This window comes from Spirochaetota bacterium, assembly GCA_026414805.1.
Lineage (GTDB): Bacteria > Spirochaetota > UBA4802 > UBA4802 > UB4802 > UBA4802.
In genome coordinates this window covers 1-24,742 of the sequence record JAOAIH010000046.1, presented here as the reverse complement: position 1 = coordinate 24,742, position 24,742 = coordinate 1, and the positions used below count along the sequence as shown (strand labels likewise).

The window sequence follows — 24,742 nt, the reverse complement described above, 5'->3', positions numbered from 1 at the left end:
TGTATAAGAGACAGATCATATAGTCTCACACAGAGAACGCAGAGTCGAAGATAGTTTGTGATTTATTAAGGCTCTGACCCTAAAATAATACCTCAAAAAGGACCTTACAACTGGAAAAAAAAGTTGCATAAAAATGACTGTATATACTACCATAGCCTATAAGAAGGAAAGGTGATATGGACAAAAATAGACGAATACTCATTGCAATTCTAGTGATTTTGGTTTTTGCGGTAGTGCTAGCCGTAATTCAAATAAGCATTACCATGCAAAGACAGGAAACTTTAGGAGTCCGCATAACTCTTGCTGAAGGCCCAGGTGTTGGCGTGGTACGTGTGTATGGACGCATTGAATCAACCGGTGATATGCTTTCGCAGGCAAATGCAGATTATGTTGTGAAGCGCCTTGATGAACTTGCATCTGATAGCCGTATCAAGGCAATAGTGGTGAGGATTAATTCCCCGGGTGGCACTGTTGCTGCAACACAGGAGATCTATAATAAGTTACTATCGCTTAAGAAAAAAAATATACCTATTGTTGCATCCATGGGCGATTTAGCCGCATCCGGTGGTTACTACATAGCGTCAGCCTGTAATGTCATTGTTGCAAATTATGGCACTATTACTGGTTCAATAGGAGTTATTGCGATAGCTCCTAATTTACGGGGACTTTTTGAAAAATTGGGCATACGGATGAATGTTATTAAAAGCGGAAAATATAAGGACATACTTGCCTCATACAAAGAGCTGTCGCCTGAAGAAGTGCAGCTGATTCAACAGATCATTGATACCAGCTACCAGAAGTTTGTGCATGATGTTGCAGTAGGTCGTAATATGGCTGTAAGTGATATCATGCCGTATGCTGATGGAAGAGTGTTTACAGGCAGCCAAGCTGTGGAATATAAACTTGTTGATGAACTAGGCACATTTGAAGATGCATTAAATAAAGCGCGGCAGCTTGCAAAACTGCCTGAAGATAGTGCAGTTTATGAAGATACAGCAAGTCCATTTGAAAGAATTCTTGCAACTATGTCTTCATTTGTAAAACCAAAGCTTGAACAGTACATACCAACACAGTATAACTTAGTAGAATACAGTTACATGCCATGAATATTGTACAGTTTATTGATTATTTTTATAACGCGCTTGTTGACCCTGAAAAGCTTTCACAAATTATTTCTGTTGAAGAGAAAAAGCATTTTATAATAAGTGCAATAGTTGTGGCGGTCGCGGTTTTTATGGATATTGTTGCTCAAGGGCTTCTTGTAGTTCAGTCTAATTTTTTTTACTATAAACTAACGTATGGTTTTGTGGCTCTTTTACTTATCACTGTAGTTTGTATTGTAGTGTATAGTGGATTGCTTACAATAACGCTGCAGGTTGCAGGGCATCAGGCATCAGGTGTTTTTATTATTAATGTGTTGGCGCTTTCTCAGGTACCACGCTTGTTTATTGTGCCAATCGTTTTGATCTTTCAATCGTTATATTTTGCACCGGTCTTTTTTTATAGTCTGGGGTCACTTGCATTATTAGTGTGGTCAATTATAATAGCAATGCGATGCATTTCGCAGCGGTATTCAATAGAACCTATAAGGGCAATAGGATACCTGCTTGCACCTGCAATACTTACAGGTGTAGTAGGCTTATTAATTTTTGTGGCTGGTATTATGGTAATAGTTGGTCTTTTAACGTAGATATTAGATTGCTTTTCGTATAGCACCTGAACGGATGCATCGGGTGCAAACGTTTTTGCGTACCACTTTATTGCCTTCAACTACTCGTATCTTCTGAACATTAGGATGCCACACTTTTGCAGTCTTTTTATTGGAATGGCTTACATTATGACCAAATAACACAGCCTTTCCGCATACTTCACATTTAGCCATTGTACATCTCCTGTCCTGGTTATGATTACTATAATAGCAAAGAATCTAAATTGTGTATGTTATACGATAGTTACTTATAACTATAGCTGAATATAATGAATTGTCAAATTTTTATCCCCGAGCTTTTAAAACACAAACGCAGTGTAAGCAATTTGCCCTTATTGTATAAATATCATAAAAAATGATAGACAATAATTTTTATCATAAATAAAAATTGCAACAATTTTATTAAAATATTTCAATATTTAGTGGAATTGTTGCCCAATCATTAGTTGAATGCATTTTGCAAACTTTTAGGTATTCATTGCTCATTTTGGTGAAATTTTGCCCTAATGGCACAATCAACGGTGAAAGCATTGCAAAAGTAGTATAATTTTAAGATACCTCAATTGATTGATGAATAGATGCTCTTGCGGCAAAAGGGATGCTGTATTAACTTGTAGTAAAATTTTATGTTGTAGGTTTAGGTAAAAGTATATATATTTATTCTGTAGCGAGCGATTATTGACGTACTGACCATTAGTTTTTTAAAACTAATGGTAATAAATGTGCAAACATGTATGTGTACATGATTTTGATTTAGAATGTAATTAGGATATAAAGGTGCACATAGATTCATAAATTAAGTTCAGAATGACAGTGGGCAAAAAAGATTATGGGTCAAGCCCGCAAGGACGGCAATATAATACTATATTGAAGGGGTGCAACAGGTATGAAAATTACTGAAGATATGAAGCTAAAAGACGTGATTACACATCATGTGCAGGTGGCCAAAGTATTCAAAAAATATAACCTCAATTGTATTGGGTGCAAAGGGGCTGATGAGGATACTATACGCATGGTTGCTATTAATTATGGTCTTGATGTGCATCAGTTTGTCAAAGAACTCAATGATGCAATCAAAGAGGATAAGAATTAATTTATGGCATCGCAGCATACAATGCGTGTTATTGGAGGTAGCTTCAAAGGGCGGATAATTCCGTTTGAAAAAAAGCTTAAAGGTGCAGAAGCTACCAGCCAGCGTTTAAAGAAGGCAGTATTCTCAATTCTGGGTGAAGATTTAACAGGTAAAAAATTTTTGGATTTATTCTCAGGAACAGGTCAGATGGGGATTGAAGCATTGAGCCGAGGTTCTCATCTGGTGGTGTTTAATGATAGCGATAGAACCCGCTACCAGTTTGTGAAAGAGATTATTCAACGGTGGGAATTGTCGGGAAGATCATTGCACTACAACAGTGATGCTGCTCGCTGCATAAAGATGTGCAGTGAACGTGGTGTGGTGTTTGATGTAGTTTATTGCGATCCGCCATTTGAAAAGATTGTAGATATTCCAGAGGTGTACAAGGCTATATTGAAAGCAATTTCGGAAAGTACAATTGTACATGAGGATTCAGTCGTTCTTGTACAACATTATCATACCAATATAATGCCACAAAATATTGGCAGGTTAATAAAAAAAGATACACGAAAATATGGCACAAATTCATTGAGCATATACAAAGTGTCTGTAACATAAGAGGGGTACAAGCAGCATGCGCCACAAGGTAAAATACAATGTTTGTATTGCTACCCTTGTGGTGAGGAAAGTCCGGACACCGTAGGGCAGGATGCCGGGTAACACCCGGGCGCCGCAAGGCGACGGAAAGTGCAACAGAAAACATACCGCCTCTTTATGAGGTAAGGGTGAAAAGGCGAGGTAAGAGCTCACCGCATCTGCAGCAATGCAGGTGGCAGTGCAAACCCCATCCGGTGCAAGGCCAAATAGGCAACCGTTATTAAAGTGGCCCGCTTGAGGTTGCGGGTAGGCCGCATGGACATGCATGGTAACATGCATGCAAGATTGATGGCTGCAAAAACAGAATCCGGCTTATGGACCCCTCTTTACTTTTTTGCAATTACCAGCTGCCATGCTCTGTCCGAAAGCTGGTACACACGTGGTGATTTAAATCCAGCTTTGTCAAGCCACAAAAAATATTCTTCGCGTGAATAGATATTTCCTTTTTTACTCTGTGTAAGCATATGCAAGGCAAGAGTAGCTCCAAGATAACTTTCATCCCGCAGGTTATCAAAAATAACTATGATGCCATTACTATTCAGAATATCAAAGCACATATTAATTATTTTCTGATTATCTTCTGGTGATTGACCGTGGCACAAATTTCCTAAAAAAGCTATATCGACCCTGGTGTTAGGCAAAGCTACTGTTGCATCTCCTGCTATAATTTCTATATTTGGTATGGTTTTTAATTCTGCCTGAGTTATTTCAAGAGATTGAGGTAAGTCAAAAACGATTGTTGTAATGCCGCGTTTTGCAAATTCTTTAGCAATAGTACCTGGTGCACCACCAATGTCAATACAGGTCCTGGGGTCAGAGCATTGGGCAATGCATAAGTCAACAATTTCGGGAGCTAATCTTTTTTTCCAGGGTGAATCCATACCTTTGATAAAGTCGCGCATGGATAATTCCTTGAAGCTTGATTCATCAGGTGTTCCGGTACGCAGTACATGCGATAGTGTTTTCCAGGGATTTATCAAATACAGTAAAAACTGCAAAAAATCACCTTCGTATTCATTGCCGTTTTCATCAACAAGGTGGCTAATGCAATATTCTGTTGGGGCGTAAGTACCATTGTTTTTTTCAAGATACCCTAATTCAACAAGTGCTTCTAATAGTATCCAGGTGGCTCGCAGGTCAAAGTGCATTCGTTGCGCAAGTCCCTGTGATGTATCAGGCTTTTTGTGGAGCTCTTTAAACACGCCAAGCCGGTGAGCCTGTCCCACAAAGATAGCTTCTTCTAAATAATGTTGCAATGTTCGTACAGGTGTTGGGGTCAGAGCCATATTCCTTTCCTCTTTCAAGTGTGGATTATTACTATGAGCTATCGCCCATATTATTGTAATGGTTTTTGTGCGTACAATATGATGCTTTTTGGGAAAAAGTTGTCAAAAAAGCGCTCAACCTTTTGCATAAACGGTGAGAAGAGTGTGCGCGTTAAGAAATTGCGATAGCGCTTTGTAAAAAACTGGTTTTCAAGATGAAGACCAACCACACAGCGGATGAGCCAGTATATGGTATGAAATGAATGGCGAAAGTCAATAGCATAAATTTTGAGGCCATTTTGTTCCATAATGCGTGCAAGTGAACGAGGTACGTATTTGCGAATATGCCCCCCTGGCGAAGTGAAATATTCATAGGTTAATGTGTCATAGAGTAGCTCGGAAATGTAGGTGGGGACAGTTATGGCAATAAGCCCGCCAGGTTTGAGTACTCGCACAAGCTCTTTGCACGCCTGATTGTCGTCGTTCACGTGCTCCATAACCTCGGCACAGATAATGCGGTCAAAGGTGTTATTTCTGAAAGGAAGGTTGAGGGCATCGCCAACAAGCACCTGGAAGCGGGCACCAGGTTTTGACTGGCCACTGTCGCGCATATGTACAAGCGTAAAGCGTGTGCGGCGCACACAGTCCATGTCCATGTCCATGGAAAAGACCTTTGCACCACGTGCAGCAAATTCAAAGGAATGTCGCCCCATTCCACAGCCAGCATCAAGTGCAATAGTGCCATGCTTAACGGCCAGAAGATCAAAGTCCACGGTAAGCATCAATTGCCTCCTGATATACCTTGACCATCTCTTTGGCTGCGTTTTCCCATGTGAATGTTTTGAGCACACGCTGTCGGGCTGCTTTGCCGATTCGAAGTCGCACTTCGGGATGGTCAATGAGATAATCTATAGCTTGGGCAAGTGCGTATGGATCGCGGGGTGGTACCAGTATACCGGTTTTCATGTGCTGGCCAACAACTTCCGGGAGTGCTCCACCAGTTGCGGCAATCACGGGAAGCTCGCATGCCATGGCTTCAGCTGCAGGGAAGCCAAACCCTTCATATAATGAAGGGCACAGAGCAATTTGTGTTTCTGCATACAGCTTCACAAGTTTGTCCAGTGGTATTTTGCCTGTAAACGTTATGCGATCATTGAGGTCAAATTTATCAATCCATTTTGGCACATAGTTGCGGTTTGGTGCCCCACCGTCCACAATGGTTAAGTGGACTTTATGTTTTGTAAGGGTCAAAGCTTTCAGCATATAGATAACGCCTTTTTTACGGTCTTCTACATTGCCCACAAATATTAAGCTGTTTGGTCTTTTCTGTGTTTTTATGGGATAAAAGATAGAGCTATCCATACCATTGTACACTACTCGCTGCTTTTCAAGAGGAACGCCAAAGGCATTGTAAATTTCTTTGGCCGAATCATGTGATACGGTAATGATAAGGTCCATTTTGTTTGCTACGTATTTCTGCATCACAAGTGGATAATACAGTATGCGTTTGGTTTTAAGGAAAAAGCTTGAAGGGTATTCAAACCATGTGGAGCGGTCAATTGTTAGTGGATGATGGATAGTTGATACAAAAGGAATGCCAAATTGTTTTATTAATAAAAAACCATATCCTAAGCATTGATTGTCGTGTATAATATCAAATGAATGCGTTTGTAATAGCTCGCGCAGTTTGCAGTACGCACGTATTGAAAAAGATTCAATCTCGGGGAAGATGCCAAATTTTGATGCTACAAATTCATAGAAATTCAAAGGCTGTAAGGTAGCAAATGGCTTGTGGGGTTTTACAAAGTCTTTTACATTAAAATAATTATGATTGCTGATATAGTGATAGGTAACCCCTTCAATGGGGAAAGGGTAAGGTGGGCCAACAATAGCATGTACTTCGTGACCTAACTTTGCCAGCTCTCTTGCAACGTACATTAAATAAATTCCCTGCCCGCCGCAATAGGGATTTCCTCGGTAACTTAATAAACATATTTTCATAATTTACTCCTGTACTGCTCAATGACATCATGGTACACTGCAAGCGTATTTTTTGCTGCCACTGGCCATGCAAAATTTTCTTCAACACGCTTTCTTCCTTTTTTGCCTAATTCCTCACGTAATGATTTATTATTCAAAAGCTTTAGTATGCCTTCCTTTAATGCAACAGGATCTTTTGGTGGAACAATTATTCCACAATCACCAACTACTTCAGGAAGCGACCCAGCACTTGTTACAACAACTGGAGTGTTACACGCCATAGCTTCTGCTGCAGGAAGGCCAAAGCCCTCGTAGAGTGACGCCATGACCAGGATTGTAGAGGTACTGTACAAATGCACCAATGTGCTAAGGTCAACCTTGCCGGTAAATGTCACTCTTTTTTCAAGCCCGCGTTCCTGTATCCATCCCCACGCAGTGAGCCGTTTTGGTGGTCCATCGTCAACAATGATGAGTGTAACATTTTCAGGTAGCATTGTCATAGCATCAAAAAGATAACGCAGTCCCTTTTTGTGGTCTTCGGTGTTGCCAACAAAAAGGATGGTGTTTTCTTTGCGTGGTTGGCCAGTATTGCGAAATACTTCCACATCCATGCCATTATACACTACTGAAACTTTTTTTGGCGAAAGATTAAATGCTTCATGCAGCGCTTTTACTCCTTCCTGTGAAGAAGTGATTACTCTATCAAGCCTGTTAATAACAATTCGCTGCATGGTTAATGGGTAAAAGAGTATAGTACACACCATCTCCCACATGGTATTATCAACAAGGAAATCAGCTTCACGGTCTTTGGTCAATGGATGATGTACTGTAGTTACTATCGGTATACCATAGCCTTTCATTGGCAAAAGGCCCCAGCCTAAACACTGTACATCATGGATAATGTCATAGTGTTTTTCTTTAAGGAGCTTTCGCAAAAGAAAAAAAGCCTTCATGCTGAATGTTTCCATTTCAGGAAAAATATGGAAGCGGGTCAGCACATAATCCGTAAAATGCCATGGCTTATACAGCTTAATAAGCTTTTCATAGGGGAAGTGTTTTGTTTTTATTGCCCACATATTAAGGTTTTCAAGCTTATAGACGGTAGCCCATTCGTCAAGTGGGTCAGGATATGGGGGGCCTACTATGACATCAATTTCAACGCCTAATCGCGCCAGCTCCCGTGTTAGATGATACAGATAAATACCCTGTCCCCCACAGAACGGGTTCCCACGGTAACACAAGAATAGTGCACGCATATAAGGCTATTTGTCTTTCTTCAGAGTTGAACGTGTTGTTATTATTGCAATGCCAACCCAGAATACCATGCCCAGTATAACAAGTGTTATGCATGCAGCTGGAATAGCAATAGCAAGGTAGTAGTGATTCACTACACCATATACAAACAACGCTGCAAGCGCAGCAGTAACCAGGCAAAGCAAAAACGCCTTGAATTTTGAATTATCCTTTTTTTCAACTATTTCTGGCATAGGAGGAGCCACCTTTATCGTTAAAATTGTATATCCAACCCAAAAACCTGTAGCTAACACAAAAAGGGTAACGATAGCAATTGGCGTTACCACAGCCCAGTATGCACCAGTATCTATGGAAGAAAAGTGCAATGAGGAATACATGTCAAAATGTATAAATGCATAATACACAAATGCAGCTCCAAGCAGTGTTGCAACTATAACTGCAATATATCCATATATTTTTGCTCGTGGCATAGCATAAACCTCTTTTGTTTACAGTATAACATTTAAAAGCTCAGCACAATCTTTATTGCATTGTCAGCTCTGTTGATTGCCATTTCAAAACCCTTTTGAATGTCTTCAAAAGGTATATCATGAGTCAAAAGCGGTGTTACGTCGATAGCTCCTTTTACAATCATCTCCAGTGCGTACGGATAATCCATTGATAGGTCAGGCCCAACCGAAGCTATCATACGAAGCTCTTTTCTGAAAAACGTATTAAAATTAAGCCGTGGCGATTCTTCAAGACAAATCCCAAAAAAGGCAACCTGACCATTATGCTTTGCTATCTCAAAACATTTATTAATAACTGCAACATTCTGCCCGTATGCGTCAATAACAATATCAGCAAGTGAACCACCGGTGATTTCTTTTATTGTTTCAATCAAATCCACTTTTTCTGGATTAATGATATGAGTGGCTCCCATACGAAGTGATGCATTCAAACGGTAATCTAGTATATCAACAGCAATGATGCTGCGGGCACCAAAATTTTTCATTAAAGCAGCGAAGAACAATCCAACAGGTCCCTGGCCCATTACAACAACATGTTTGTTGTATGGTTTATCTAACCTGAATGCACAGTGCGAAACAGCACCAAGCAGTTGTGTCATTAATAGTTCATTCAGCGGTAACGTAGTTGGTATTTCCTGAACACGTGATGGTGGCGTTACATGATACTCTTTATAGCCATCCAGGAATGGAGGATAATACATTACAAGTGTACCTTCTTTTATATGCTTTACTCTTGATGCTTCAATAACACCTAAACATTCATGCCCCGGATAACCGGGAGGAAGAGGATACGATTCTTTAGGATAATCCTTTGAAAAGTAAGGAAAATCGGAACCACAAATCGCAGCTTTCAAAAGTTTAACCCTGACGTGTGCATCAGGGCAATCAGGGATTGGGTCATTATCAACAGAAAACCTACGTGGGGCAACAATTCGTGCAGCGCGCATGGTCAAAATTTCCTGTAAATAGAGTAAATTAATATATACAAATAATTACAAACTACACAGTGTTATACAGTAGGGTTATTGTCAACTTATTTATTTGACATTTTATTATGTATATGCAAAGTTAATGTAATAATACTATGATACTATGTAATTATAAAATTGAGCAAATGCAATTATTTACACTTTGTAGATTGAATGTATTTTTTTATTAAAAGTATAACGTCCAAATAAACTTTGATTTTTTTAATAAAAGGTTTATACTAAATCTTAGTTTATAGCAATAATTACATTATAAAATATATGTCAGCATAAACTTTTACTTGACAACTATCTGTAAAAAATGGGATGAATGCCTATATTATTGCATTGCATATAATGTAGTAAATTCAAGGGGTTGAGGCATAATGAAGATTACAAAAAAAAATATTGATGGACTTGCGCTGATAAAGGTTGAAGGTTCACTCATTACAGAACATATTAAACAGCTTGAGCATGAAATATATAGTGCATTTGAGAAAAAGAATAATATAATTATTGATTTCAGTGAATTATCATTTATATGCAGTGCAGGGTTAAGCTTGTTGATAGCTTCCCATAAAAAAGCTGAAGGTATGAAATTAAAGATGGTAATCACTGGATGCAGTGAAGATATAATCAAATTATTTAAATTAACCGAACTGGATAAGCATCTTGATATAAAAAATTCTGTTGAAGAAGCTCGCTTGTACATTTCCTCACGATGAAAATAATAGCCTGTTTAGGAAATCCCGGAAAAAAATATGCCGGTAACCGCCATAATGCTGGCATGATTGCTGGTCTTGCTATTGCAAAAATATATACTATTGATATCAACAAAAAAGAGCATGAGGCTATAACAGGCAGTGGTACAATTGAAGGGCACGATTGCCTGTTTGTGTTGCCACAAACATATATGAATAACAGCGGAATTGCGGTGCAGAAGGTGCTATCATTTTATAAAGAAACCCCTGATAATCTCATTGTGCTGCATGATGAAATAGAACTTCAGTTTGGTCATGTCAAATTAAAGTTTGGAGGAGGCCATAAGGGGCACAATGGTATTCGTTCCATCCAACAGCATCTAGGCACGCCCGACTTTTACCGCATACGCATTGGTGTAGGCAGGCCTAATGATAATACCCCTGTTGCAGATTATGTCCTTTCTGATTTTTCTTATGAAGAAAAAAATCATTTACACCAAATCACTGATAAAATACATACCATCTTAGTTGAGTGGCTCAAAAGCAAATAATGGGCCACAGTTCATTTAATTGACTTATTTTCGGTATATGGTACATTAATAGTATTGTTAATTGAGTAAATGTATGTATTGTATAATGAGCAAAGTGAGTTTCCAAATTAAGTATGGAATGACAGTGTGTGAAAACAAGATTCAGGATCAGGTCCTAAATGACGGGCATAAAAAATATATTTTTGTAGGAGGATAATTATGAAAATCATCGTGCCGTTGGCGCCGGGATTTGAAGAAATAGAAGCAGTAACAATCATTGATGTGTTACGCCGGGCAAATCTTGATGTGCAGTCTGCAGGTCTAACTGATACGCTAGTTACCGGTTCACATGGCATTGCGCTTAAGGCAGATACACTATTGCATAAATGCAATCCTGTCGATTATAATTGTATAGTGTTGCCGGGTGGCATGCCAGGCAGTGAAAATTTAAAAAACAACGATAATGTTCATAGGTTCATTAAACACATATTTTCAAAGGGCGGATATGTTGCAGCAATTTGTGCTGCACCCATTGTGCTTGGTGCAAGCCAAATCTTATATGGTAAAAAAGCAACATGTTTTCCCGGCTTTGAGCATGAGCTTGCCGGTGCAACCATACTCAATGAACCAGTTGTTGTTGACGGCAGCATCATAACAGCAAAAGGGCCAGGATGTGCAATACCGTTTGCACTTACTCTTGTTGGATTGTTTGCTGGCAAAGAAGTTCAGAACACATTAAAAAATACAATGCAGGTGTACTGGATGTAATGTAATTATGAAGAAAAGCCTTTTTAAAAAAGGAGCGTACATTTATATAGAGGGCGATGAAGACGCTGATACCGTCTACATTGTTGATAAAGGTGTGGTGCAGTTGGACCGCTATAATAAAAATGCCCCAATATATAAAAACGTACTCAAGGATGGGGAATTTTTTGGCGTCATTGCCTCCCTGTGTAATAAGCCACGTATGGAATCTGCTATCGCGCGTACCGATAGCGTGATTACAACGCTCACCAAACAGGAGTTCATGAATCTTTTATCAAAGAAGCCGCAGATAGCCATCAAGGTGTTAAATTATTTTTCAAATGAACTCCGCGCGTATAATGAGATGATGATAGCGTTGAAGGATAAAGGTGTTGAGCTTGAAACACCCGAAGAGGCGCTGTATAATCACATACGGTATTTTTATAATAACGGGAGCAACAATTACGCATTTTACTGTTGTAATCGCTATCTTGAGTTATACCCGCAAGGGCTTTTTGCAAGTGTAGTTACCACAATGCGTGATAGTATAAAGGACAAAGTTAAGGGGGCGATAGCTCCGGTAATTCAGGCACCCTATAAAGTGTACGCTGATCAGCAAATGATCTTCTGCGAGGATGAACCTGGAAATGAAATGTACATCATCAAAGAGGGAAAAGTAAAGATAATAAAATTGTCCAGTGAAAGCGAAATTATTCTGTCGGTATTGAAAGATGGCGATGTGTTTGGCGAAATGGCATTAATATCGGACAAGCCGCGGAATGCTGCTGCAATAAGCTGGGGCAAAACCGTGCTGCTTCCTATAAAGAAGGAATCGCTTGTTGCGGTTATGGAGCAGATGCCTGCCATCACCCAGCTCATATTTAAAGAGCTATCGCACCGAATATGGTTTACCTATATTCAGCTTGAGTCACAATTGTACGACAAGCCAATCACACGAATTTATGCTCTGCTTGAAAATAAGCTTGTTGAAAAAGGCGTTTCGCTTAAAAGCAACGACCCGGTTAAATTGAACTTTGGTATTGATGAGCTTTTTAAAATGCTTGGGTATGTTGCCTCCCGTATGGAAAAAACAACTAACCTGCTATTATCCGACCCCAATTTGCAGTTTAATGTTGGCGAAACAATTGTTGAAAAGCCAAGTCAGCTTACTGCAAAAGCCAAGTATTTTAAATCGCGTGACCATATGGCAATAATAGAAGGTGAGGAAGAAGAAAAGAAAGAATCCGGCAAAAAAGAAATTGCTGAAGCTGAAGAGCAAAAAGAAGCCACCCAGCCAGGGGTTGAAGAATTAGTGACAACAACAGCAACAACAGATGAAACTGATACCTTCCTGCAATATAGCCAAAAGCAAGCTGAACCTTCCACATCACAGCCTAAAGAACAGTTGCGAACAATATCCCAGGAGATAGAAATTTAAATATTTTTTACATTGACTTTTTATTTATTCTTTACACTATGTTAGGTAGATGCCATTATCGCAGAGGGGATGTTTTTGGAATCGTTCAATGTAATATGCTGCGTTATTATAGATAACGCTTTAAAGGATAAAGTTGCTATCCCTAAGCAGGTTGGCGCTGACATCCATTATATATATCATCCCTATAATGAACTGCCAGGGATACTACATTCGCTTATTGCCAATTCAGGTAGTTGTAAAGCTGTACTATGCATAATACCATCTGATTCCTATGATGAAATTACATCAATCGTTAATGGTATTGATACATCATGCAATCATCAGTATGTAAATTATATCTGTGTTGGGAATGCTAGCAGTGAAGAAATGGTGCAAAATACTATTGCTGTATATGCTGATAGCATTACCGAAAGTGAATTTAATTTTATTTTACAAAAGGCAAAATTTCTTGCAAAACAGGATTTTGAATTTCAAAACTTAAGTCGCCAGTATGTTCATCAACTTGAAGACACCCAGAGGGATTTTGATGCGTTAATCAATATAGGAAAGGCTTTATCCATTGAAAAAAATCCCGACAGACTGTTAAAACTTATTTTGCATTTGAGTAAAACCATCACTGGTGCTGATGCAGGCAGCATATATCTGGTTGAAGAAATTAATGGTGCCAAAGTATTGCGGTTTAAACACTCGCATACATTTTCAAAAGACTTGCCGTATGAGGAGTTTACTATCCCAATGGATAAAAATTCAATTGCTGGCTATGTTGCAGTAACCCAGCAGGTGCTCAATATCCCCGATGTGTATGAACTTGGCCCTAATGATCCAGTTGCGTTTAATTCGTCATTTGATAAGGCGCATAACTATCGCTCAAAATCCATGCTTGTAGTACCCATGATAAACCATATCAACAAAACAATAGGTGTTATACAGCTTATCAACAGCAAGGAAGATATAGAAAATACTTATAATGGTAATGAGGCGTACTCAATAAAATTGGAAACTCCCGAAGATTTCAATACTAAGGTGGTACCATTTCAAAAGCGGTACGAAAGTTTAATGGAAGCAGTGGCATCGCAGGCTGCTATCGCCATAGAAAATAACCGCATGATACATCAGATTCAAAAGCAGTTTGAAGAGTTTGTGAGAGCTTCGGTTACGGCTATTGAATCTCGTGATGTTGCAACATCAGGTCATTCATTTAGGGTTGCTGATGTGTGCCTTAAAATGGCACAGGCAATAAATGAAGAAACCACCGGGCCATTTGCAAATATAACATTTACTGATACAGAATTGAAAGAGCTTGAGTACGCAGCTCTGTTGCATGATTTTGGCAAAGTGTATATTGATACTGCAATATTTTTGAAATCGCATAAATTATATCCAAAAGATCTGGAGAATATTTTACTTAAGCTTGAGTATCTGTACCGATACCAGCAGTTAAAATATGCCATGGTAATTTATAATGAAATGAAGAAAAATGAAGTGTTCAATACGCGGCTTGAACATGTTCAGGAAATAGAAAAAGAACGAGATGAGGTTTTACATAAAATACTTACGGTGCGCCAAAAGGTCATAGAGCTCAACAATCCTATGGTGAAGGAAATGGATGTTGAAAAAGAAGTTCAAAATGTATATACGATGTTACAGTCTCTTGAATGCTATGATGTGGAAAATAATCCAATGCAAATATTTAATGATTACTATATAAAAAATTTAACCATTAAACGCGGCAGCTTGAATGATGATGAGCGCCGTGAGATTGAAAGTCATGTAATACACACATATAATTTTGTAAGTAAAATACCATGGCCTCCGGAATTTGCACGCATACCTGAAATTGCAGCAAAACATCATGAAAAACTTGATGGTTCTGGATATCCTAATGGACTGAAAGGAGAAGAGATTCCATTACAGGCTCGCATTATGGCGCTGGCTGATATATTTGATGCATTGATTGCCACAGATAGACCGTATAAGCCAGCAATAACATTTGAGCAGGCATTACACATCATACAAGAAGAAGCAGAAAAAAATAAGTTAGACAAAGACTTGGTTGACCTGTTTATTAAAAAGAAGATATATGAGCAGTTTGACCGCGATGCCTATCGCACTAAATCCACTGTGCATTAAAAATAAATATATTTAATCAATTAAAATTTTTGCAATAAATTGATTAGCTAAAGAGTCTAATTAATAAAATGGCATGGTTTTATCTTTTTATAGTTGGCTATTTGGATATGAAAGCATGGATATATTTTGAACACTATATTTTTTTGTTGACACATGGTGTGAATCAACGGAAAAAGAAATCACTTTGTTCTCAATTATTGCATAAATTATTGCATAAATTGGAAATAAATATAATGAACAGTAAAACCCCCCAACAGCTACTTACCCAATATTTAGATTTTATACGACGTACTATAATTAAAATCAAAATAGTAAATAATATTCCACTCGCCGAGGAAGATATTAACGAAATTTTCCAGGATATATGTGAAAAACTCTTAGATAAAGGTTTTGCAAATTATAAAGGGATCAGTAAACTTGAGACTTATTTGTACAGAATTATATACAACGAGATTACAAATTATATAGAAAAAAAACACAAGATTATTAATGCCAGTCAGATTGGGTTGAATGATCCACAAGATGATGATAATGAAGACAATTATTCAAAATTCTTTGATCATTATTCTTATGTAAGTATTGATTTTACCAATCCGCTGGTGCTCAACGATATTTTAAGTATTATTGACCAGACAATAAGCACATTTGATGATAGAGATAAATTAATTTTTCAATGGTACTTTTTATGTAACAAAACTCAAACACAAGTGGCCAGAATGGTAAAGCTGTCCCAACCAACTGTGTGTGAGCGTATCGAAAAAATAAAAAAACAGATAATAACGGCCATTAAGAAAAAATATCCTGAGGTGGAAGAGGAGTTGCTGTCATGACACGATTACATGTACATTCAAATGATTGCTCAGGTGATATGCAGGATATAGTATTGGGTGTTGCAGATGGTACAATTACAGATGAAAATATGATCCAGGAGGTATTTCATCATTTAACCCAATGCAAAGGTTGTCGACAGCTTTACCAGGATTATTTTTTAGTAATGGAAAGTGATGTGCACGTTGAAGATGATACATTGGTTTTGGATATACAATGTAAGGATGATATGCTCATACCCTATGTCCATTCACATTATGTAGTGCAACCTCACGTATATGTATTAAATGGCGAAAATCCCCCGGTTGTAGAAATTGAGTACCCTTATAATAATGAAGTTATACGTGTTAAGATTATATACAATGGAAAAGCAATTGATGTTTCAATATTTTGCCCGCTACATGGTATAAAAATACATTTGCTCACAGGGAGCCGTTTTGATATTGCAACCGTTACTAATAATTTTGCACATTTTTCTTCAATTGAGCCAGGGATAATAGTACTGCTTTTTGATTTTAAAAAGATTATTAAAATAAATATAACAGTATAATGATCTATGGCAAGTTTATATCTTGATGAAAGCGGTCAATTCAAAAAGTCAAAGCGTAATCGTAGTATTATTGGTGGTTTTTTTATTAAGAATAATAATTTAAATCCTACGGAACTTAAAAACTTTTTCAGTAAATTTAATTTAGGAATAAAAGTTTTTCATGGTAAAGAAATACCAAGTCCAACTTTATCTAAAATAATTAATGAATTGATAGATTTTTGTAACAAAAAGGAAATTATTCCCGTAATTTTTATTCCCACACATAGATTTCATGTTATCAACGATACTAAAACGTATCTGAATGTATTATGTGATGGAGTAATTAGTTTTATTAAGAATTATTCAAATATTTTCCAAAATATTAATAAATTAGAAATAAAAATTGAACATAGAAGTGGTTTAAATAGCAAAGAGTATGATAACAGGTTGAAAGAGTCTATTGAAAAAGCTATTAGTTTATCATCATTATATAATCGAGATATTGAATTTGAATGTGATATAGGTAATAAGGAGGATTGTTTTTTACAATTAGCTGATGCAATTGTTCACACATTTTATAGATTAGATGTTGATTCTTATTCTACCAGGGATGAATTTGATAAAAATGTCAGAAGAAAATTTGAGAAATGGATTGAGCCATATAAAATATATTTGTATTCACAACCCACAGATGTAAAAATTAAAGATTTTTTGAAAAATGAACTTTTTGAACTTGCCTTAAAGGATTTGCTTAATTACCACCGGGTAGATAAATCAGTAAGAGATCTAATACCACAGGTTGCTGAACAACTGTGTACAATAAATATATTTTATCTTAATAGTACATTATTGTCTTTGTTTGCAGGGTACTATTATGCTATCAATGAAAAAAGAATTTTACAACAAATTGAAAAGGATATTCTTTTTATTATAGAAGAATTTCTACCACTGTTGGAAGCAAAACTCCCTTGCTATGGGAAGCAAAAAGAAGATATACACTGGGCATACACATACTGTTACATGCTCCTGCTCACATTGTATAATCATAAAGGTGATGTGCAAAAGTTTGAACAAAAATACAATCAAGCACAAGGATTTATCAACTCAACTCCTTTTGATTTGGATTCTTTAAACTATCGTTTACGCATACGCGTATTGTATGGTGTGCATCTTACTAATTTATTCGCGTTTGAACAATGCTTTAATGAAATGAAGCTGCTTGAGAAAAAAGTAAGCGATGCATGTGCTTTTTTAAATGAATCAGATGACAATGTAGCTGTGCAGCCACGCATATTAGGCGAGATTGCTGGAACAAAGCTGCAAGCAAAAATGTACCACACACTGGTGAAAGGTGGTAGCTGGGATGATGTGCGTAAGATTTCTGATGAGGTTATTAAAAGTTTTGTGCAATCCGAAGATGTGCGGCGACAATATCAATATAGGGCACAAATTGAAACATACGCAAAAAACTATAATGAAGCCAAACAATATTTGGCTAAAGGATGTGGTATTGAGTATGAAAGCGATAAGCAATTGCTGGAATATATTGTGAGCAAATCTTTGAAATTCCCTCTTCTTCATTTTTTACGTATTTACTATGTAGATTTGATGAACAATAATATAGAAAAAGTTAAAACCTATTATGAGATAGTTACCTCTGTTTTTGGTAAGTATACATCAAATGTTGATAAAATATTTGAATCACGAGCATATCCTTTGCATTCAATATATCATTATTTAATGGTTATATGGAGGTTATTTAATTCAAATAATTCAGTGAAACAAGCAAATGAATTTTATAAAACGGCATTGAAATTATGTAAAAAAGACTATAACATGACAATAATGATGATACAATTGGCAATAAAGGCGGATTACATTTGGGCAGTATCGCTTTGTGATACTAATGAAATTGAAAGTTTGCAAAAAGATTTTAACGCTACACTAGATAAAGTTTTAAACATTAGTAGCCAAACACCTCTTCATAGTTATTTATTATATATAAGGGAAAGATATACTACTACTCCGGCAGAAAAGTGGAATAGCCTTTGGTATATGATACCATTTTGAAATATCACTGGGCTAATAGCCATAGTATACGTAATTATATACGCTAATATCGTTTGTGCCAAATTGTTGTGCTAATGCAGCAAGGCTTTTTTTATAAGCATACAAGTACGGATAATTGCTGGCAATTGCATCAAGAAAAGATTGTAAAAAGCACACACTGCGTTCATATTCTAAAAAAAAATGTGAGCCAATATATGTTTCAACTCCTGCTGATATCGCAGCACATGCAAATGAATTGGAGGTAAACAAACTACACCTGGCCGACTGACAGGCATTAATCACAATACATTCGGGCGGAGCATTGCTTAGCACTTCACAATCATCAATTGAAAATATGCTGCCGTCCTGGCATACAAGTCCTGTTTTTTCATTACAGGCATCAAACATAGCATGGCCATAGAACACAACAAGTGTAAATGGCTGTGAGCTGTGTTCAGCAAAAAACTTATTAAGCTCAAAGGAACTTTTGGCATTACAGGTTAATAATGAAAATCTTTTATTTTTTGTTAAAAACATTGTAATCTTTTGAACTGTTTTTTCAAAGTCAGGAAGGTTATCTCCCGATCCAACAACAAATGCAATAGCTTTTTGCAAATTGTTTGTAGTGATTTCTAAAAAATTACTATCACGGTTAGGGATTCGTATTAGTGGAATGGTTACACCACAGTGTGCTAAGATAATTTCCCAAGGGAGTGCACTTAACTCATTGTCTATGACTAAATGAGTGAGGTTAATATGCTTTTGTATAAAACGATTAAGCTCTTTTGAAAACAGAAGTGTTTTAAAAGCTTTTGCATAGTGTTGTAATTCAGCATAAGAATACGAATTATGTAAAATAGAAGCATTCATAACGATATAAAAGCGGTTTACATAGTCAGTAAGTTTTTCAATATCATCTGGTTTTATTTTCTTTATGCCAAGATTATACAAATGACCATCAACGTCGGCTTCATATTCAATTGAGGATGCTACTGGGTTGTATCTAATACGCAATTTATTAGCTGGATATATTTCCAGCAAGCTGAAAATATTATCAGGTTTCTGTATATACAACATTTCGCTGCCAGGTTCTGGGATTCCCCACTGTAAAAAACTTTTTTTTGAATCAATATATGCAATATCTACTTTTAGTGAATGTGCAATGATGCCTATTTGGGTTGATAGTATCTTTTTGCCACCAGTGATGTCGCATAAAACGGGAGGGTAACTTTTTTTATAACGTTTTATTGTATCATTTATTAAAGCACTATTGGCTGCATGATCAATACTATCAAGCTGCTGCAAGCAGATGTCAATATCAAGTGATTGTGTAAGCTTTATAAGTTTTGTTTTTAGCTTGATCTTATCACTTGTAAAAAACACTACGCAATGTTTTGGTTTTATGCTATACAGCATAAGTAACAAAATATTAATATCATGTGAAAGGGTTGTGATAAGGGTTGAATATGGCTTATAATTGTTAGATTGCAGATAATGCTGGTATTGCTGATAAAGAAGGGTACTTACAATTGGCAATATAGAATCTTTATAAAATGCATTGCGAGTTTCTTTTGGTAATGAATTCCATTGTGCAATGAGCTGTTGCAGTTGTTCCATGATTTGTATAAAAAGGGAGTGCATGACCCCTGTCAAGTAAAAAGGCTAATTAAAAAAATTAAAAAATTTTCCAATAAATTCCTGATTCTTTCTGTCAAATAAAACAAAACTAAATAATTGAGGGTAATATTAAACAAATTTATATTATTATGCATATTAAAATAATAATTGTTAAAACCATAGTTAATGAAAAGTACTTGACTTATGGTTATATATTATGATATAAATCAATCGTTTTGTAAATGAATAAGGTGTTTGATGTCACTACTACAAGCTACATTGCCATTATACAAATTTAAGATACATATACAGGCATGTTCGCCAATTGAGTTTTATAACTTTCCAGGGATTGCCCTCAGGGGAGGGTTTGGCTGGATGTTGAAACAGCAAACCTGTCTTGAAAAAGGGCTCCAAACCTGCAAGGAATGCCAGTTTATTCAATATTGTCCCTATGCATCAATATTTGAGTCGCATAATTTGGGAAATGCTGGTATAATGAAAGAAGCAACAAATTTTCCACATCCATTTGTGTTGGCACCTGTTTTACAATGGCCGGGGATAGTGCAGCCTGGTGAATCATTTATTGTGTATCTATCAATTTTTGGTGAAGCCATTAAATATTTTCATTTTTTTATTAAAGCTCTCAAATCATTGGGTCAAAAGGGCATTGGCAAAAAAGGGGGTAAGTATATAATAACAGGTATACAGAATTATAATAGTGATGAAATATTGTATACTGAAAAAGAAGGGTATAAAAGTAAAGAAATTGAAGGATTGTTCATTCCTAATACAAAAGTTGATTCTCTCAATATACAATTTATAACTCCATGTGAAATAAAACACAATGGTATGATTATTCAAAGACCCACAGTAGAAGTGCTGGTAAAAAATATTTTACGAAAATACAAAATTATTTCCAATATTTATGCAGATAATTTTGTCTTATATAATGAGGACGGAATCAATTATGACAGTATAGAGGTAGTTGATGTTAATACACAATGGTATGCTACCGATCGACGGTCAAAACGCCAGAATAGAGTAATGAAAATACAGGGGTTTACAGGTAGTATGACAGTCAAAGGCGATGTAACAAAATTATACTCAATTTTAAAAATTGGTGAGATTATCCATATAGGCAAACATACGTCATTTGGATGTGGGTTGCTACAGGTAACAAAAAATTGATAACTATAAAAAAGTGGAGTAGTAGTCAATGGATGAATTATTAAAACAACAATATCATATTGCTTTTGGTGCGCTATTTCACGATATAGGAAAGTTTAAACAACGTGCCTATGGAAGTAAGCCTCATTCACAATTCCCGCAAGCAATGGATGGGTTTATATTGCCTTCAACTGAAGGAGGCTATGGGTACAAGCATGCGTTGTGGACATTTGACTTTTTTGAAAGTGATACTAAAAATTTTCAACTGCCTAAGGCACTTGATTGGAATGTGATTCGTGATATAGCAGCAAAACATCATAACCCTTCTACTATTGAAGAAGAATTTATACACAAAGCAGATATTATCGCATCAAGCCAAACTCGCATACGGCAAGATGATCATTTTACAAGCAACGATTACTTGAAAAAGCATTTACGCTCCATCTTTCCACATATATATACATTTAATGAACCAAAAAAAGATAAAATATTTGCTTATAATCTTTCTATACTTGATACTCAGAATGCTTTTCCAGTATCATTTGATAAAGAGGACAGTCTACTCCAGGATACCTACAAAATATTATGGGATAGTTTTTTACAAGATTTTAGGAAAGTTTGCTTACAATGGGGTAAGGATTCAACTTTACATCATCTATTGCAATCAGCAGCACATATTCTAAAAAAATATAGCTGGTGCATATCAGCTGCTACAAATGATATAATGGGCGATAGCTCATTATTTGACCATGCCATTACTACAGCAGCTATTGCATTATCATTGTCATTATATTCTCACGCCAATGGCAACAAAATGCCATCAGAAGATGAAAAAGTATTTTTACTCTTTGCTGGTGATATATCAGGAATACAACAATTCATATTTCAGCGACATCACCAGGTGTTTAAGGGCAGTGCAAAAATTATACGTGGCCGCTCATTCTTTGTTTCATCAATAGGGCTAGCGTATCAATATTTATTGTATAAAAAATTAGGAATGGTTCCTTTTACACAGTTGATGTCATCCAGCGGAAAATTTTACATGTTGTTACCAAACACTAACTATGTGCACACAGCAATACAAGAGTTGAAAGAACAAGTTGATAGCTGGCTGTTTAAAGAATACCATGGAGATTTTGCGATAGTTACTGATAGTTCAATTTGCGCTTCAATGAGTGATTTGGGGAATAAGGAAATATTTGCAAGATTTATTGGTGATATTAATTACAACCTTTCAGTTGAAAAATATAAAAAGTTTAACTCAATTTTACAACGAGGTGAGTGCATAATAGATGTTAATTATTCAGAAGATGAAGTATGTCCCTCATGCGGAAAATATACAAAAGAAAAGCGTTATAGTGATAATGAAGGTGGAAGATGCAATTTTTGTAATACCATGTTTGAATTAGGAGCAAAAATTGTTAGGCAGCCATTGTACATAGTTTTTAATACTAAAAGTGGAGATGCTGATTTTTTTAACAAAGCAATCAGCATTCAATTTGCAAATGATGTATTACCATATCAGGATGCAATAGCGCTATATACGCTTGATCCACATAAAGTAGATACCTGCGCTGTATGGGAATTTAACAATTATGTACCCACAGTTAACCATGAAATAAAAACCTTTGAGGAAATTGCACAAAGTTCAATTGTGAAATACAAAGAGGATGAAACTGACAGCAGACGTGGTGTACCATTATTATCGTTCATTAAATGCGATGTAGATAATTTAGGTTTCATCTTTTCCTATGGAATAGATGATTTGTCTGTTGAACGATATGTAACACTATCACGCATGTTGAATTATTATTTTAATACGATTGTAAATTCAATTTTACATAATAAGTTCCCAAATGTGTATACAGTATTTTCTGGGGGTGATGATCTATTTTTAGTAGCTCCATTTAGAGATACCATACCCCTAATAAAGGAAATATACACACAATTCAAGTTATTTACGTGCAATAATCCTGATATACATTTTTCAACTGGTGTATTTGTATGCCATGACAATTTCCCAATGAGTAAAGCAGCAGAACTTGCTGACGAAGCATTAGAAAAGACAAAGAGTAAAGATGAAAAGAAAGATAAAATACACTATTTTGATACAATGGCATATGGTGAATTTTTTGATATTGAAGATGCGGTAAAGTGGTTTGAACATAAACTGCTTGATGAAAGCTCAACTATTACCCAATCATTTCTATATAGATTATTACGATACACACGGATGGCTCAATCCACCACATTTGACAAATATTTATACTTACCTCATTTTAAATATGATATAGCACGAAACATTGTAAAAAAAGATAAAGGAAAGATTATAAATGCTGATGAAGTTACCTGGCTTGAGCATTTTTTTGAAGGCAAAGTGGTAAAAAAAACAGCATGGGTGGAAGCAGTACTTGCCACTGCTATCTACTTATTGCGTAAGAATAAACAGGAAAATAATAAGGAGGTACAAAAAGTATGATACAAATAACACCAGAATATTTGACCAATCAAGCAGAAGAAAAGGCAAAGTTATTTAAAGATAGGGGGTTAGAATCATCACAGATACGTAAGTATTACGATGAATTAAAACTTCAGGAAAAAAGGGCATATGAGATTGCAAGGAATGCGGAGGAGTTTAAAACAAAAATTTTACCATTTGTAAAGTTTATGAAAGCAAAAATTGCATACGGTGTTGGCAGAAATGTTGGTGGGAGAAGGTTAGTACCCCAGGAATTCAAGGAGCATATGGATGCGCAGATTAATAAAATTGAGACTTTTGAAGATTTGAAAAACTTCTTACTGCATTTTCAAGCAATAATATGCTATTTCACATATTATAAAGAAAGACCAAATGAAGGAGGTAAAAAATGAGTAAGTTATTAGATACAAAACTACTAACTGGCAAGATTGTTATTGAAACAGGTCTTCATATTGGAGCAAGTACAAAAGGAGTTGGAATTGGCGAGATTGATAATCCAGTAATAAAAGATCCACGTACAGGCTATCCTTATATACCTGGCTCATCATTAAAAGGTAAAATTCGGTCATTATTAGAGTTAAAATATGGAATAAAATCAAGCAATAAAGAAAGGCCATGTGGATGCGGTGATTGTGATGTTTGTAAAGTATTTGGAACTACAGCTGCATCTAACAAATCTGGTATTACCAGGGTATTATTCCGTGATGCATTCCTTTCTGAGGAGTCTAAGAAAGAATTGCACGAAAAGAATATATTGCCTACAGAAGAAAAGACTGAAAATATGATTAATAGATTGGGTGGCCATGCTGAAAGCCCACGTACAACTGAACGTGTAATACCAGGGTTGAAATTTGATTTTGAAGTAGCAATTCGTGAATTTGAAGGTGATAACGGCATATCACAAAAATTATTAAAAGAAGGCCTAATTAGATTACAGAAGGATGCATTAGGGGGAAGTGTGAGTAGAGGTTATGGCAAGGTGCGTTTTGAAAATTTAAAATTAGACAATTATAAAACCTCCTTTCGACAATATTTTACCAGATGGGAGGAAATACCTCAAGAAAACTAATACACAAAAGGTGTCGTATGTGCAGCAAAGAGGCTGTCTCTTATACACATC

The 24,742-nt window shown here is 36.3% G+C and carries 24 protein-coding genes and 1 other RNA gene; 17 read left to right on the top strand and 8 right to left on the bottom strand.

Going from position 1 to position 24,742, the window contains the following annotated elements; all coding sequences use genetic code 11:
• Window positions 1-176 precede the first annotated feature (176 nt).
• Together sppA and N3F66_10145 are read left to right on the top strand one after the other, a co-directional pair.
• Window positions 177-1,106, top strand: a complete 930-nt coding sequence (gene sppA / locus N3F66_10150; GenBank protein ID MCX8124511.1) for a signal peptide peptidase SppA — start codon at window positions 177-179, stop codon at window positions 1,104-1,106.
• On the top strand, window positions 1,103-1,690 hold the full coding sequence (locus tag N3F66_10145) for a hypothetical protein (GenBank protein ID MCX8124510.1): 588 nt from the start codon (window positions 1,103-1,105) through the stop codon (window positions 1,688-1,690). Before sppA ends, N3F66_10145 begins: the two co-directional genes overlap by 4 nt.
• Before the next feature lie 3 nt (window positions 1,691-1,693).
• Here N3F66_10145 and rpmB read toward each other — a convergent pair whose 3' ends face one another.
• Window positions 1,694-1,882, bottom strand: a complete 189-nt coding sequence (gene rpmB, locus N3F66_10140; GenBank protein ID MCX8124509.1) for a 50S ribosomal protein L28 — start codon at window positions 1,880-1,882, stop codon at window positions 1,694-1,696.
• Window positions 1,883-2,594: 712 nt separating this feature from the next.
• Here rpmB and N3F66_10135 point away from each other — a divergent pair.
• The 3 genes from N3F66_10135 to rnpB all read left to right on the top strand — a co-directional run bounded on the left by N3F66_10135 (window position 2,595) and on the right by rnpB (window position 3,767).
• Window positions 2,595-2,801 (top strand): DUF1858 domain-containing protein, encoded by a 207-nt coding sequence (locus N3F66_10135; protein MCX8124508.1) that lies wholly within the window; start codon window positions 2,595-2,597, stop codon window positions 2,799-2,801.
• A gap of 3 nt (window positions 2,802-2,804) precedes the next feature.
• Window positions 2,805-3,398, top strand: a complete 594-nt coding sequence (gene rsmD / locus N3F66_10130; GenBank protein MCX8124507.1) for a 16S rRNA (guanine(966)-N(2))-methyltransferase RsmD — start codon at window positions 2,805-2,807, stop codon at window positions 3,396-3,398.
• Window positions 3,398-3,767: RNase P RNA component class A (rnpB, locus tag N3F66_10125), an RNA gene on the top strand. The genes rsmD and rnpB overlap by 1 nt, the downstream gene beginning before the upstream one ends.
• Here the strand turns inward: rnpB and N3F66_10120 are convergent.
• The 6 genes from N3F66_10120 to N3F66_10095 are packed head-to-tail and all read right to left on the bottom strand — an operon-like array spanning window position 3,764 to window position 9,392.
• Entirely contained in the window at window positions 3,764-4,723 is a 960-nt protein-coding gene (locus N3F66_10120; protein MCX8124506.1) for an acetylserotonin O-methyltransferase, read from the bottom strand. The two genes, rnpB and N3F66_10120, sit on opposite strands and share 4 nt — an antisense overlap.
• A gap of 50 nt (window positions 4,724-4,773) precedes the next feature.
• Window positions 4,774-5,484 (bottom strand): class I SAM-dependent methyltransferase, encoded by a 711-nt coding sequence (locus tag N3F66_10115; protein MCX8124505.1) that lies wholly within the window; start codon window positions 5,482-5,484, stop codon window positions 4,774-4,776.
• Entirely contained in the window at window positions 5,465-6,703 is a 1,239-nt protein-coding gene (locus N3F66_10110; GenBank protein ID MCX8124504.1) for a glycosyltransferase family 4 protein, read from the bottom strand. Before N3F66_10110 ends, N3F66_10115 begins: the two co-directional genes overlap by 20 nt.
• On the bottom strand, window positions 6,700-7,938 hold the full coding sequence (locus N3F66_10105; protein ID MCX8124503.1) for a glycosyltransferase family 4 protein: 1,239 nt from the start codon (window positions 7,936-7,938) through the stop codon (window positions 6,700-6,702). Before N3F66_10105 ends, N3F66_10110 begins: the two co-directional genes overlap by 4 nt.
• 6 nt (window positions 7,939-7,944) lie before the next feature.
• Window positions 7,945-8,406 carry a hypothetical protein gene (locus N3F66_10100; protein MCX8124502.1) on the bottom strand — a complete coding sequence of 154 codons (462 nt, stop codon included), beginning with the start codon at window positions 8,404-8,406 and terminating at the stop codon, window positions 7,945-7,947.
• Between the two features lie 32 nt (window positions 8,407-8,438).
• The gene (locus N3F66_10095; protein ID MCX8124501.1) at window positions 8,439-9,392 is read right to left on the bottom strand and encodes a zinc-binding dehydrogenase; all 954 of its coding nucleotides are present in this window, start codon (window positions 9,390-9,392) and stop codon (window positions 8,439-8,441) included.
• 404 nt (window positions 9,393-9,796) lie between these two features.
• Here N3F66_10095 and N3F66_10090 point away from each other — a divergent pair, with 404 nt between their 5' ends.
• From N3F66_10090 to N3F66_10055, 8 genes are all read left to right on the top strand, one after another.
• Window positions 9,797-10,135, top strand: coding sequence for an STAS domain-containing protein (locus N3F66_10090; protein MCX8124500.1), 339 nt, complete (start codon window positions 9,797-9,799; stop codon window positions 10,133-10,135).
• Window positions 10,132-10,662: an aminoacyl-tRNA hydrolase gene (pth, locus tag N3F66_10085; protein ID MCX8124499.1), complete on the top strand. Its 531-nt coding sequence runs from the start codon at window positions 10,132-10,134 to the stop codon at window positions 10,660-10,662. Before N3F66_10090 ends, pth begins: the two co-directional genes overlap by 4 nt.
• Window positions 10,663-10,860: 198 nt before the next feature.
• Window positions 10,861-11,409, top strand: coding sequence for a DJ-1/PfpI family protein (locus tag N3F66_10080; GenBank protein MCX8124498.1), 549 nt, complete (start codon window positions 10,861-10,863; stop codon window positions 11,407-11,409).
• Window positions 11,410-11,416: 7 nt separating this feature from the next.
• Window positions 11,417-12,823: a cyclic nucleotide-binding domain-containing protein gene (locus N3F66_10075; GenBank protein ID MCX8124497.1), complete on the top strand. Its 1,407-nt coding sequence runs from the start codon at window positions 11,417-11,419 to the stop codon at window positions 12,821-12,823.
• Between the two features lie 75 nt (window positions 12,824-12,898).
• A complete protein-coding gene (locus tag N3F66_10070; GenBank protein MCX8124496.1) occupies window positions 12,899-14,953 on the top strand; it encodes an HD domain-containing protein in 2,055 nt (684 codons plus the stop codon).
• Window positions 14,954-15,186: 233 nt separating this feature from the next.
• Window positions 15,187-15,783, top strand: a complete 597-nt coding sequence (locus N3F66_10065) for a sigma-70 family RNA polymerase sigma factor (protein ID MCX8124495.1) — start codon at window positions 15,187-15,189, stop codon at window positions 15,781-15,783.
• Window positions 15,780-16,331 carry a hypothetical protein gene (locus N3F66_10060; protein ID MCX8124494.1) on the top strand — a complete coding sequence of 184 codons (552 nt, stop codon included), beginning with the start codon at window positions 15,780-15,782 and terminating at the stop codon, window positions 16,329-16,331. Before N3F66_10065 ends, N3F66_10060 begins: the two co-directional genes overlap by 4 nt.
• A 6-nt stretch (window positions 16,332-16,337) precedes the next feature.
• Entirely contained in the window at window positions 16,338-18,380 is a 2,043-nt protein-coding gene (locus N3F66_10055; GenBank protein MCX8124493.1) for a DUF3800 domain-containing protein, read from the top strand.
• A 12-nt stretch (window positions 18,381-18,392) separates the two neighbouring features.
• On the opposite strand, the gene N3F66_10050 is transcribed toward N3F66_10055, so the two are convergent.
• A complete protein-coding gene (locus N3F66_10050; protein MCX8124492.1) occupies window positions 18,393-20,000 on the bottom strand; it encodes a CHAT domain-containing protein in 1,608 nt (535 codons plus the stop codon).
• Window positions 20,001-20,234: 234 nt separating this feature from the next.
• Here N3F66_10050 and cas6 point away from each other — a divergent pair, with 234 nt between their 5' ends.
• The 4 genes from cas6 to csm3 are packed head-to-tail and all read left to right on the top strand — an operon-like array spanning window position 20,235 to window position 24,691.
• Window positions 20,235-21,164: a CRISPR system precrRNA processing endoribonuclease RAMP protein Cas6 gene (gene cas6 / locus N3F66_10045; protein MCX8124491.1), complete on the top strand. Its 930-nt coding sequence runs from the start codon at window positions 20,235-20,237 to the stop codon at window positions 21,162-21,164.
• 28 nt (window positions 21,165-21,192) lie between these two features.
• Window positions 21,193-23,622 carry a type III-A CRISPR-associated protein Cas10/Csm1 gene (cas10, locus tag N3F66_10040; GenBank protein MCX8124490.1) on the top strand — a complete coding sequence of 810 codons (2,430 nt, stop codon included), beginning with the start codon at window positions 21,193-21,195 and terminating at the stop codon, window positions 23,620-23,622.
• The gene (gene csm2 / locus N3F66_10035; protein MCX8124489.1) at window positions 23,619-24,014 is read left to right on the top strand and encodes a type III-A CRISPR-associated protein Csm2; all 396 of its coding nucleotides are present in this window, start codon (window positions 23,619-23,621) and stop codon (window positions 24,012-24,014) included. The genes cas10 and csm2 overlap by 4 nt, the downstream gene beginning before the upstream one ends.
• A complete protein-coding gene (gene csm3, locus N3F66_10030) occupies window positions 24,011-24,691 on the top strand; it encodes a type III-A CRISPR-associated RAMP protein Csm3 (protein MCX8124488.1) in 681 nt (226 codons plus the stop codon). The genes csm2 and csm3 overlap by 4 nt, the downstream gene beginning before the upstream one ends.
• The last annotated feature ends 51 nt before the right edge of the window (window positions 24,692-24,742 follow it).